Source organism: Microbulbifer sp. SE14, assembly GCF_059834885.1.
This window is the reverse complement of the sequence record NZ_JCBAJA010000053.1, coordinates 1-11,945: the sequence shown is the minus strand read 5'-3', so window position 1 is coordinate 11,945 and position 11,945 is coordinate 1. Positions and strand designations below refer to the sequence as shown.

The following is an 11,945-nucleotide window of genomic DNA, read 5'->3' as shown; positions in this document are numbered from 1 at the left end:
GGACTCGGGACTCGGGACTCGGGACTCGGGACTCGGGACTCGGGACTCGGGACTCGGGACTCGGGACTCGGGACTCGGGACTCGGGACTCGGGACTCGGGACTCAAGTAGGATGCGCCATGCGCACCGCCGGGCCAATGGTGCGCACGGCGCACTACGACTCGGAACTCGGGAAAATCGTAGGGCGGATAAGCGTCAAGCGCATCCACGCCGGGCGCATCCACGCCGGGCGCATCCACGCCGGGCGCATCCACCGACCAAAGCGGCGGATGCGCTTGACGCTTATCCACCCTACAAAATCCGATAGAATAGCTCCCCTCCCCCGCTTGCGGGACAAATTTGCCGGGAGCAAATTTGGACGCCGAAGGCGCCGCGCAGCGGCGAGCGCCATGGATGGCGCGAGTCACTGGGGCCGGGGGAGAGGGCCCGTCACCAGCCACTGACTTTTGGATTGCGGCTGATCAACATCGCATCCCCGTAACTGAAGAAGCGGTACCTCTCGCGCACCGCCTCGCGGTAGGCCTCCATCGTCTGCCCGTAGCCGGCAAAGGCGCTCACCAGCATCAGCAGCGTCGATTCCGGCAGGTGGAAGTTGGTGATCAGCCGGTCCACCACGCGGAACTCGTAGCCCGGATAGATAAAGATATCCGTCTCCCCCACTGTCGGCTTCAGTTCACCACCAGCCGCGGCGCTTTCCAAGGCACGCACGCTGGTGGTCCCCACGGCAATCACCCGGCCGCCGCGGGCCCGGCAATCCGCCACTGCGCGACACACCGACTCGGGCACGTTCATCACTTCGCTGTGCATCCTGTGCTCGAAGATATCGTCCACCCGCACCGGCTGGAAGGTGCCGGCGCCCACATGCAGGGTCACGAAGACGGTCTCCACCCCCTTGCTGCGCAGTGCATCCAGCATCGCCTCGTCGAAGTGCAGCCCGGCGGTGGGCGCCGCCACGGCGCCGGCCTCGCGGCTGTAGACCGTCTGGTAGCGTTCCCGGTCCTCTTCGGCGTCCGGCCTGTCGATATAGGGCGGCAGCGGCATATGGCCGAGGCGCTCCAGCACCGGCAGCACCCCCTCTTCCGGGAAGTGCAGCTCGAACAGCGCCTCGTGGCGCGCCGTCATCTCCAGGACCGTATTGTCCTCCAGCAGTATCTCGCTGCCGGGCTTGGGGGACTTGCTGGAGCGGATATGGGCCAACGCCCTGCACTCGTCCAGCACCCGCTCGATCAGTATCTCCAGCCTGCCGCCGCTGGCCTTGCACCCGAACAGCCGCGCCGGGATCACCCGGGTGTCGTTGAATACCAGCAGGTCGCCGGCGTCCACCAGATCGGCCAGCTCCGCGAAGCGGCGGTGCTCGACGCTGCCGCTGGGGCCGTCCAGGCACAGCAGGCGGCTGCCGCGGCGCTCTTTCGCCGGGGCGCGGGCGATCAGTTCATCGGGCAGGTCGAAGTGGAAATCCTGGCGGCGCATGGCATCAGTTTAGGCGGTCAACAACTCGGGCGCGAAGAGTAACGGAAAGCCGCCCCGCCGCCAAATCCGGTTGACCGGCACCTGCCCGCCGCTATAATCAGCCCTCTTCCGCGGCCCCGAGGCCGCGCCCTATGCCAGAGTGGTGAAATTGGTAGACACGACGGATTCAAAATCCGTTGGGGTAAAACCCGTGCCGGTTCGAGTCCGGCCTCTGGTACCAGATCAAAAAAGCCCGCCTAGAGCGGGCTTTTTTATTTGATAGCGGAATTGGCGAAAAAATATTAAGACTGCGCCGCCACCTGCGCGGTACCACGCAACGTCAACAACGACAAGCCAAATGCCAACAGTGCACAGACCGCAATACTCGCCACCAACGGCAGCGGCGTACCATCGAACACCAGGCTGACGATCACAATGGCCACGGCGCCCTGCAGCATCTGCAGCGCACCGCCCAGGGCGGCGGCCGTGCCGGCGATGGGGCCGTGCTCCTCCAGGGACAGCACCATCGAAGTCGGGATCACCAGGCCGAGGAAGGCATTGGTCACCAGCAGCATGGAAACCAGCAGCACAAAGCTGTCGAACCCGGCAACGAAGACGGCACACATCAGCGAGGCGCTGGTGGCGAAGCCGGCCACGGCCCACCTGACCACTGCCACCGAACCGAAGCGCTCGCCGAGGTTGGCGGCAAACTGGCTGGAAGTGAAAAACCCGAGCGCGTTCAGCGCAAAGGCGAGGCTGAACTGGGTGGGCGTCAGGCCGTAGTGGCCGGTATAGAGGAAAGACGCCGTGGACAGGAAGGCGAAGAAGCTCGACATGCCCAGGCCGCCGATCAGGGTCAGCCCCATATAGCCGGGATCCCGCAGCAGCGTGGCGAAGGCACTGGTCATGGCGTTGAACTTGAAGGGCACCCGGTCCGCCGGCTTCAGTGTCTCCGGCAGCCCCAATCCGGCAAGCACCAGGCTGGCGATGGTCGCCAGGGCTATGGCGACGAACACCGACGGCCAGCCGAAGGGGACGATCAGCGCACTGCCGGCCAGGGGCGCCAGCATCGGCGAGATGGAGATCACCAGCATTACCGTGGTCATCAGGCGGGTGGCCTCGGTGCCGGTGTAGCGGTCACGGATCACCGCCCGCGGAATGGACATCACCGAGGCGGCGCCGACCCCCTGCACGAAGCGCAGCGCGATCAGCCACTCGATACTGGGCGCAAATGCGCAGCCGAGGGACGCCGCCGCGAAGAGCACCAGGCCGAAATACAGCGGCGGCTTGCGCCCGAACATGTCCGAAGCCGGGCCGTAGAACAGCTGGCAGACGCCGAAGGCGACGAAATAGGACATCAGTGTGTACTGGGTGGCCTCCACCGGAGCGCCGAGGCTCTCGGCGATCGATGGCAGGGCCGGCAGGTACATATCGATTGCAAAAGGGCCCACACAACTCAGGAGCCCGAGAATCAGCGCCATCCTGACCAGATCCGACTTCATCACTTCCAATGCCTCTGCTGAATACCACCCGGCCCTGACTTCTTATGGATAAGCGCTCAGGGGTGAAGCAGAGCATTCTAGCAGGACAGGCACTATTACCAAGCCCGGCGTGACTTCAGTTTTTCCAGTACTTCTGCATTTTCAGGAACATGAACGACGCCGTCCAGGTGATCATCATCAGGCCGGTGAGCGCCTCCAGGCCGGCGGTAAAGCGCAGGTGGCCCATGGGCTCTATATCGCCGAAGCCGAGGGAGGTGTAAGTGCTAAACGAAAAGTAGGCACAGTCGATCAGGCTGCCGTCGAAGTTGCCCTCCAGGGTTTCGAAGTACTCCGAGTGCACCATTAAGAAATAGCCGAGGGCGAACAGCCAGATCTCCACAATGTGCGCGAGCATCGCGCCGAAAACCCCGGTAAGTACGGCGACATTGCGCCGCATCGAGATTTTCTGCCCCAGCCGAAAGAGGCCGTTCAGCGCCTCGTGGTGAATCACCACGGTCACCGCCACGAGAAAACTGTTGAGCAGGAAAGAGATCAGCATCTCAGCGCCTGCTTGCGAAAAATTCCCTGACCAGCACCGCCGCCTCCTCCGCCATCACGCCGCCCTCCACGGCAATCCTGTGATTGTAAAAACCCGACTCGCCCAGTTTCAGTCGACTCTCTACCGCCCCGGCGCGGGGTTCCGTGGCGCCGTACACCAGCCGGCCGACGCGCGCGTGCACCATGGCGCCGAAGCACATGGTGCAGGGCTCGATGGTGACGTAGAGAGTAGTCTGCGGCAGGCGGTAATTCTGCATCTGCTCCGCCGCGCGACGCAGGGCGATGATCTCGGCGTGGGCGCTGGGGTCGCAGTTGCCGATCGGGCGGTTGCTGCCCTCGCCGATGATTTTTCCCTCGTGTACCAGCACCGCGCCCACCGGCACCTCACCGCGCTCGCCGGCGATTTCCGCCAGTTCCAGGGCGCGGCGCATAAATCCGTAATCTCTAGGGGTTGCCATAAATAACGCTGTATTTCTTCTCTGTGCGAAACAGCAGGGCGGATAGGCGTCGAGCGAGTCCACGCCGGGCGCATCCGCCTTCTGGTTGGTGGACGCGCTGGCGCTTGTCCACCCTACAAAACTATTCACCCCATCGGGGCTCGGGAAAGAATACCGGAGCCAGATGCGAGGGCCCAAATGGCCTCCGGCAGCAGGGTTATTTCTTGCTGATCAACCGCCGCACCACAAAGTCCGCCTCCAGCTTCAGGCTGTCCCGCAGTTCCAGCTCGCGGCGCACGTCGCTGTTGCCCTTCCAGGCGAAGGGCGTCATTTTCAGGAAGTCCGCGATCGCCTCGCGGCCCTGCAGCTTGAACGGGAAGCAGCAGCGCATCTCCACTTCCGGCGCAAAACCATCCACCGGTTTGGGTGGCGGGTGGCGTCGCGGCTCGTCGTAGAGCGCCTCCTTCAGCGGCCACAGGTGTTCGGGCCCCGGCGATACATCCAGCAGCGAGCCGCCCGGGTTCAGCACCCGGTGCATCTCCTCATCCGACGCCGGCGCGAAGACCCGCAGCAGATGGTCGACGCTGTCCTGCGCCAGCGGCAGCCCGACACTGCTGGCCACCACAAACTGCACACCGGGCTGGCTCTTGGCCGCCATGCGCACGCCGGCCCTGGCGATATCCACGCCCGCCAGCGCCTGCGCCGGCCAGCCGGCGGTCTGCAGCCCGCGGACGTAGAAGCCCTCGCCGCAGCCGATATCCAATAGCTGTCGTCCGGGGGTATAGGGCAGCAGCGCGACTATTGCCTCCACCAGCGGGCGGTAGTGACCCGCCTCGAGAAAGCGCCGGCGCGCCTGCAGCATTTCCGCGGAATCGCCCGGCTCCCGACTGCGCTTGCGGTTGACCGGCAGCAGGTTGACATAGCCCTCGCGGGCGCAGTCATAGCTGTGTTTGTTGGTGCAGCGCCAATTGCTGTCGCCGAGTTGGAGTGGTAACTGACAGACGGGGCATTGCCAGATCATTCTGTTTCCAGGGGCTCCGTATTCTTTAACAGCGGGATCGGCTGCTTTTGCAAAATCAGATCCGCGGCTTTTTCCGCGATAGCGATCACCGGCGCATTGGTGTTGCCGCTGATCAGGGTGGGCATTATGGAGGCGTCCACTACCCGCAGTCCATCGACACCATGCACTTTCAGTTCCGCATCGACCACCGCCAGCTCGTCACCGCCCATCTTGCAGGTACCCACCGGGTGATAGATGGTCTCCGCATGGCGGCGGATAAAGCGCTTGATGGATATCTTGCTGCGCAGCGGCTTGCCGGGGCTCCACCAGCGCTTGTGGAAGCGCTGCAGATCCGCCTTCAGCAGGATGTCGCGCGCCATCTCGAAGCCCTCCACCATCGCCGCCATATCCTCGGGGTCGCTCAGGTAGTTGGGTTGGATGAGTGGCAGTGTTCGCGGATTCCCGCTTGCCAGGGTGATTTCGCCGCGACTCCTGGGCCTGAGTGCACAGGCGTGCAGGGAATAGCCGAAGCCACCGGGCTTTTTCAGGCCGTGCAGGAACAGCGGTGCGGCGGACAGGTGGAACTGGATATCCGGGTGCCCGCCGGCGCGACTGGAGCAGGCGAAGCCGCCGGCCTCGGCCACATTGTTGGTGAGCGGGCCGCTGTTCGCAAACAGGTATTCCGGCAGGCGCAGCGCAGTCTGTACTTTGGGCCAGAAGGAATTGGAAAAGGTGACCGGCTCCGAGGCCTCCACCACCTGGGTGATATCCAGGTGATCCTGCAGATTCTTGCCCACCCCCGGCAGGTGCGCCTGCGGCACTATGCCGCGTTTTTTCAGCTCCGCTTCCGGGCCTATACCGGAGAGCAGCAGCAGTTGCGGCGACTGGATGGCGCCGGCGCACAGCAGCACCTCCTTGTTCGCCAGGATGCGCTTGCCGTTCAGCAGCTCCACGCCTGTCACGCGGTCGCCCTTGAACAGCAGCCGCGCGACCTGGCTGCGGGTAAACACACTGAGGTTGGGCCTGTTTTTGACCGGGTGCAGATAGGCCGCGGCAGCGGAACAGCGGCGTCCACGCCTCTGTGTCACCTGATAGAAACCGACGCCGTTCTGCTGGCCGCCGTTGAAGTCGTTGTTGAAGCGGTGGCCGGCGGACTGGGCCGCGCGCACGAAGGCGCGTCCGGCCTCCGTCTTCCATTTCAGGTCCGACACCGCCAGCGGGCCAAAGCCGCTGTGATAGGCGTCGCTGCCGCGCTCGTTACCCTCCGCCAGCAGGAAGTACGGTAGCAGGTCGCGCCAGCCCCAGCCGGGGTTACCTGCGGCTTCCCAGGTGTCGTAATCGGCGCTGCTGCCGCGGATATAGAGCATCGCATTGATGGAGCTACTGCCCCCCAGGACACGCCCACGCGGCCAGAGGAGACGGCGCCCCTCCAGATGCCGCTGCGGTTCCGTGTAGTGGTGCAGGTTGTAACGCTTGCCGGGCACCAGGTAACCGATGCCGGCGGGCATGCTGATCAGCAGGCTGCGGTCCGCCGGCCCCGCCTCCAGCAGGCAGACCCGGTGTTGCTCCTCGGCGCTGAGGCGGTTGGCCAGCACGCAGCCGGCGGAACCGCCGCCGACGATCACATAGTCGAACACCATTTGACGGGGCATATCGATTTCTCTTTTTATTCCTGTGGCACCAAGACGGTACACTCGACCACAGCACTGTCACAGGCCTTGCGGAGCGAATCCATGAGCGATTCCGAATTCAGCGATAAAAAGATACTGCGCAGCTGGCACAAAAATGCCGCGCCCTGGATCCGCGCCATCGACGGCGCCGCCATCGCCAGCCGCAAACTGGTCACGGATGCTGCAATTGTAGCCGCCGCACTGGAGTGCCGGCCCGGCAGGCTTCTGGACGTCGGCTGCGGCGAGGGTTGGCTGGCGCGGGAGCTGGCTGCGGGCGGCGCAGAGATCTGGGGCATTGACGCCGTACCGGCACTGGTGGAGGCCGCGCAGCGGCGCGCCGGGCCGCGGGAGCATTACCGGCTGCTCAGCTACGAGGCGCTGGCGGCGGGTGAGCTGCAACGGAAATTCGACCTGCTGGTGTGCAACTTTTCCCTGCTGGGCAAGGAGTCGGTGGAGGGACTGTTTGCCGCGGCACAAGAGCTGCTCAATCCCGGCGGGCAGCTGCTGGTACAGACGCTGCACCCGCTGGTGGCCTGCGGCGACGGCGATTATCGGGACGGCTGGCGGCCCGGCTCCTGGGCGGGCTTCGGCGGGGATTTCAGCGATCCGGCGCCCTGGTATTTCCGCACCCTGGAGAGTTGGGTTGACCTGTATCTCCGAGGCGGGCTGGAACTGGTGCGGCTGCGGGAGCCGCTGCATCCCGAGAGCGGCAGGCCGGCTTCGTTGATTTTGTGTGGGAGGCTCAAGGGAAGCGGATAAATCGATCGCGGCCATGGGCGGATGGCCGCCCCGCCGCTCCTACAAAGTTGCCCCTCCCCTGCAGGAGCGGCCCATGGCCGCGATCAATGCCGGAATCAGCGCTGCGCAGTTGCCGGCTGCGGCAGTGCCAGCCCCACCGCCCGTCCGGCGCGGCGGCCATCGGCGCTGCGCGCGCGCACAGCCCTCACGGCTTCCACGGACGTCTCCTCCCCAACCGGCTGCCAGCGGTCGCCGTCGAAATATTCCAGCGGCAGCCCCGGGAAGGGCTGCGCAGTCTTCAGCGCACCGCCTTCGATCACTGCACCCGGCACAGGCACCCGGTAGCCCACACCACCCAGATCCAGTTTCAGCAGCTCTTTATTTCCCAGCGCCGCGGCAAACTCCCGCCAGTCCGCGGCGAGTGCCGCCTTGTCGACGAAATTGGTCTCCGCGGAAAACTGCTGCCCGGCCGCCGGCGGCAGCTCCCATTCGGCCCTGTGCCAGGCGCGCTCAGCCAGCGCCAGCAAGCGCGGGAATATCTGGTACTCCACCTGGGCATCGGTGCGCACCACCTCGCTCCACAGCTGGCCCTGGATGCCGCGCACGCTTTCGGCGAAATCCGCCGCCGGCGCAGTCGCGGACCAGGCATTGCCATCGCGGTCGGTGGATACCTCCGCCAGTTGGGCAGTGTTCAGGGGCGCATAGCTGAAGGTCTTGCGGGTGTCGATATAACGTGAGGCCCAGTAGTAGCCACTCTCCTTCGGGTCCACCTCGTAGGGCATGTCGAAGTAGAGGAAGTCCGAATGGGACTGCACCACCTCGAAGCCGGCCCCGGCCAGGTGGGCACTCTCGTCGCCACCGCCCCAGTAGAGCGGCGCCCAGGAGTTCACGTAATTCTGTTCGGTGGCCAGCTCCCCACCGGCGTCCTCGATGTGTTTGACGCCGTCATTCCAGGCCGCCATGGTGGGGACGCCGGCGTCGGCCACCAGCCGGCTGACGCGTTTGGCGTAGAATTCACCCAACTCGTCGATGGATTCCACCTCGCCGCTGGCAACCAGCTTCCGGCAAGCCGGCGAGTTGCTCCAGGGCTTCCGGCGCGCCTCCGCCGGCGCATCGCCCTTCTCCGGATCACTTCCCGGCGCGTCCTCGAAACTGCCGGCGGCGAGGATATTCACCGCCTCGTCGCCGCCGAAGTGCCAGCTGGCCAGGGGCGCGCCGGCGGCCCGGTGCATGGCCTGCACCTCGCTGATCAGCTTGCCGACGAAGCGGTAGGTAGAGTCGATACAGGGGTTGATGTAGCTGTCGTCGTAGAACTGCACCGACAGGTAGCGGGTGTCGTCCTCGGGATCTATCAGCCGGTACTTTTCAGCTTCTGCCGTGGCCTTTTCCGGCGACTCGTCCACCAGCTTGCGGTAGCGCGCCTCCATGGCCACCACCGCGGCGCGGGCGTGGGCGGGCATATCGAACTCGGGAATCACCTCGATATGGCGCGCGGCGGCGTAGCGAAGGATTTCTATATAGTCGTCGACACTGAAGTAGCCGCTGCCGTTGTTGTCGGAATTGGGGCCCGAGCCCAGCTGCGGCAGCAGGCAGCGTGTCTCGCTCAAGTCGAAGCAGCGTTTGCCGCCCACCTCTGTCAGCTCCGGCAGACCGGGGATTTCCAGGCGCCAGCCCTCATCGTCCGACAGGTGGAAGTGGAAGCGATTGAGTTTATAGGCGGCCATCTGGTCCAGCAGCTTCAGCACCAGCTGCTTGCTGTGGAAGTTGCGCCCCACGTCCAGGAAGAGGCCGCGGTGCCGGAAGCGCGGCGCGTCCTGCACCCGGACCCGCGCCAGAGTGCGGCTCTGCACATCCGCCAGGGCCAGCAGGGACTGCAGGCCGTAGAAGGCGCCGGCCTGGTCGTAGCCGGTGATCTGCGCGCTGCGCTCGCCGATATCCAGCGTGTAGGCTCCCGCGACCGTCTTGTGACCGCCGAGGGCCCCTTCGTCGAAAGCTGCCGGATCTATGTCCACCCGCACTGCAAAGGCGCCGGGGCCGGATGGCGCCAGTCCCAGTTGCTCCAGGCGCTGGCGGAAGGCGTGCAGGCTCGGGCTCTGCAGCGGGCCGGCGTCCACGGCGATACCGGTCCCCAGCGCCACCGGCTCCCCGGTCACTTCGGACGACAGCGGCTGCGGAATGATCCGCGCGCGCCAGCTGTCGCCTCCATCGGTCCGGTCGGTGCTGAAAGCGGCGTAGCGGCTGGCGGCGGTGGCCAGCACATTGGCGTCGGCGGCGGTGCGCTTCCAGTTGTCCGGGTGGTTGGTATTGATCGGCAGCACCAGCCCCTCGATGCTGTCGCTGTCGGTGGACTCGATCACATGGGCCCCGCCCTCCCCGTCGACGACGAACAGCCGCGGCATGAAATCGGACTCGAACTGCATCCAGTTCTCGGCCAGCAGGTCCAGCTCCAGGGTCTCGCCGGCAGCTATGCCGGCAAACTGCCCGGTGGGCGTCAGTTGGTGCAGGTCACCCTTGACGTGTTCCAATACGAAGTCGTCCCGGTTCAGCAGGCGGAAGCTGCGGCGAATGCTGTGGAAGTAGAGGGTCCAGTCGCGCTGGTCGGCAGAGATGGGCGGGCCCTCATTGATCAGTGAGATGCGGTAGGTGGAGCAGATGGCGCCACTACCGCCGGCGAGCTTGCACTCGGCGCGCAGTGCGGCGTCCACGCCCTGGAAGTTGGTCAACACCTCCTGGGTCACGGAGAAGTTGCGCGCAATCCGTTCGGCAGCGGTGATCTCGACCTGCTCGGACTGGCTGCGGGCGCCGTCGGACTGGCCGCAGGCGGACAGCAGGCCGCCGAGGGCCAGCCACAGGAAAAGTGGAACGCGGGTCATGACTCTTCTCTTATTCTTTCGTCGCAGACGTCACCTTAGCGGAAAAGACAACGCTGTCAACAGGCTGCATGAAAGCTTGATATGGCTGTGCCAATGCGACCTCTCTGGTATAAACAACGCAGCCTAAAGACGTCGCAGCACTATGGGCTGCCTGGTTCCCGGCGGTCCCTAGGGTCGATTAAATAGGCGACCTAGATCAAGTTTTCATTACAGGAGACGGGGTATCGTAAAAGTGACAATAAGAAACTTTGGCGTAGCGCTTCGCACGGCTCCCGAAAGATGGGCAACAATGGGAAATGCCAGCAGTGGCGCGGCCTGCAGCCCGCTGACCGGTTTTTCAGGGCTGTCCACAAACAGGGGTTGCATCCGGTGCCAGAGTCATGAGATACAACAGTCCATCAAGGGTGAACCATAATAAATTCAACGGCTGCCGAGCGGCCGTCTGATCAAGAAGTAGACACCCCGGGGTAGATCAAATGGAGCTCTCAAAGGAATTCAGCAGTTTTCGATTCCGTCCCAGCAAGCACCTGCCAGTCGTGTTTGGTCTGCTTTTGCTTCCCGTTTCCAGTTCCGGTCTCGCCGATGAGCTGTTTATTCCCGACTCCACCAGTGCGCTGAACCTGCAGGCAGACAACGCCTTTTTCATCGACAGCGCCTTCGGCATGGACAACGCCGCCCTGTATGAAGCGGCGGAAAACCTGCGCAACAACTCCATGGGTACGGTGCAGCGGCGCCTGAACTACCAGTGGCTGCAGATGCACACCAACCCGGAAAAGTTCCAGCCCATCACCGGTGGCAAGGCGCTCAACGAAATCCTGCAAATGGGCTGGCAGACCTACCGCGAACAGAACAGGCGCAAATTCAACAGCCGCCTGATACGCTACACCAGCGGCCACGGCACAATCGGCAAGTCGCTGGACTACGACGTGCGCCTGACCGACGAGAAGTTCAATTTCTCCTTTGAGTACGAGTTCTAGGCGACCGGATCAACAACTTCGACCGGCCCTGTGCCGGTCGACCGGTTAAGCACCTTCAACTCCAAGCTCCTTCCCAAAGCCGCGGTTTGTTAGAATCTCCGCCATTTGATTCCTGGCGGAGATTGCCGTGAGTAACCCAGACACCCCCACCTTCTCCCAACTGCCCCGCGCCAGTGTCGGCCGGCGCCTGGCGGCACTGGTCTACGACGCGCTGATTATCATGGGGCTCCTGATGGTCTACGGCTTCGTGGCGATGCTGGTCGCATCCGCGGTGGTGGGACTGAACTGCCAGCCCGAGGAACTCGACTACAACCCCTGCGTCAGTGGGCCGATTTTCCAGTTGGGGGCGGCGGTCGTGATTGCCGGCTATTTCGTCTGGTCCTGGCGCGCCGCCGGCCAGACCATCGGTATGCGTGCCTGGCGCCTGCTGCTGGCCAGTCCCGACGGCGTGCAGCTGAGCTGGCGCCAGTGCGCACTGCGCGCCCTGGTCGCCCCCCTGTCCATCGCCTGCCTGGGACTCGGCTATTTCTGGGGCTGGACCCGCGCGGACAGGGCCAGCTGGCACGACCTGGTTTCCGCTTCCGAAGTGCGACTGCTGCCGAAGAAGAAGTAGTGGCCAATGGTCGTGGTCAGTGGTCAGTGGCCAATGGTCGTGGTCAGTGGTCAGTGGTCAGTGGTCAGTGGTCAGTGGTCAGTGGTCAGTGGTCAGTGGTCAGTGGTCAGTGGTCAGTGGTCAGTGGTCAGTGGTCAGTGGTCAGTGGTC

General features: G+C 64.3%; 10 protein-coding genes and 1 tRNA gene. 4 read left to right on the top strand and 7 right to left on the bottom strand.

The genetic code is table 11. The annotated features are described in order from the left end of the window. Window positions 1-428 precede the first annotated feature (428 nt). Window positions 429-1,469 (bottom strand): tRNA preQ1(34) S-adenosylmethionine ribosyltransferase-isomerase QueA, encoded by a 1,041-nt coding sequence (gene queA, locus AC6R19_RS22320; RefSeq protein ID WP_500582083.1) that lies wholly within the window; start codon window positions 1,467-1,469, stop codon window positions 429-431. Between the two features lie 133 nt (window positions 1,470-1,602). Here queA and AC6R19_RS22315 point away from each other — a divergent pair. Further along, window positions 1,603-1,689: transfer RNA gene (locus AC6R19_RS22315), tRNA-Leu, on the top strand. Window positions 1,690-1,750: 61 nt separating this feature from the next. Here AC6R19_RS22315 and AC6R19_RS22310 read toward each other — a convergent pair. From AC6R19_RS22310 to AC6R19_RS22290, 5 genes are all read right to left on the bottom strand, one after another. Beyond that, on the bottom strand, window positions 1,751-2,950 hold the full coding sequence (locus tag AC6R19_RS22310) for a multidrug effflux MFS transporter (protein WP_500582082.1): 1,200 nt from the start codon (window positions 2,948-2,950) through the stop codon (window positions 1,751-1,753). A gap of 115 nt (window positions 2,951-3,065) precedes the next feature. After that, window positions 3,066-3,488: an ion channel gene (locus tag AC6R19_RS22305; protein WP_500582081.1), complete on the bottom strand. Its 423-nt coding sequence runs from the start codon at window positions 3,486-3,488 to the stop codon at window positions 3,066-3,068. A 1-nt stretch (window position 3,489) separates the two neighbouring features. Continuing rightward, a complete protein-coding gene (tadA, locus tag AC6R19_RS22300; protein ID WP_500582080.1) occupies window positions 3,490-3,945 on the bottom strand; it encodes a tRNA adenosine(34) deaminase TadA in 456 nt (151 codons plus the stop codon). A gap of 196 nt (window positions 3,946-4,141) precedes the next feature. Then, the gene (locus AC6R19_RS22295) at window positions 4,142-4,945 is read right to left on the bottom strand and encodes a putative RNA methyltransferase (RefSeq protein ID WP_500582079.1); all 804 of its coding nucleotides are present in this window, start codon (window positions 4,943-4,945) and stop codon (window positions 4,142-4,144) included. Then, a complete protein-coding gene (locus AC6R19_RS22290; protein ID WP_500582078.1) occupies window positions 4,942-6,576 on the bottom strand; it encodes a GMC family oxidoreductase in 1,635 nt (544 codons plus the stop codon). The genes AC6R19_RS22295 and AC6R19_RS22290 overlap by 4 nt, the downstream gene beginning before the upstream one ends. 81 nt (window positions 6,577-6,657) lie before the next feature. Here AC6R19_RS22290 and AC6R19_RS22285 point away from each other — a divergent pair, with 81 nt between their 5' ends. Beyond that, complete coding sequence (locus AC6R19_RS22285) at window positions 6,658-7,353, top strand: class I SAM-dependent methyltransferase (RefSeq protein WP_500582077.1); 696 nt, start codon at window positions 6,658-6,660, stop codon at window positions 7,351-7,353. Window positions 7,354-7,448: 95 nt separating this feature from the next. On the opposite strand, the gene AC6R19_RS22280 is transcribed toward AC6R19_RS22285, so the two are convergent. Continuing rightward, window positions 7,449-10,205 carry a family 20 glycosylhydrolase gene (locus tag AC6R19_RS22280; protein ID WP_500582076.1) on the bottom strand — a complete coding sequence of 919 codons (2,757 nt, stop codon included), beginning with the start codon at window positions 10,203-10,205 and terminating at the stop codon, window positions 7,449-7,451. A gap of 536 nt (window positions 10,206-10,741) precedes the next feature. On the opposite strand from AC6R19_RS22280, the gene AC6R19_RS22275 reads away from it, so the two are divergent. Both AC6R19_RS22275 and AC6R19_RS22270 read left to right on the top strand, forming a co-directional pair. Next, window positions 10,742-11,182, top strand: coding sequence for a hypothetical protein (locus tag AC6R19_RS22275; RefSeq protein ID WP_500582075.1), 441 nt, complete (start codon window positions 10,742-10,744; stop codon window positions 11,180-11,182). Window positions 11,183-11,309: 127 nt separating this feature from the next. Further along, window positions 11,310-11,795 (top strand): RDD family protein, encoded by a 486-nt coding sequence (locus tag AC6R19_RS22270; protein ID WP_500582074.1) that lies wholly within the window; start codon window positions 11,310-11,312, stop codon window positions 11,793-11,795. Window positions 11,796-11,945: the final 150 nt, after the last annotated feature.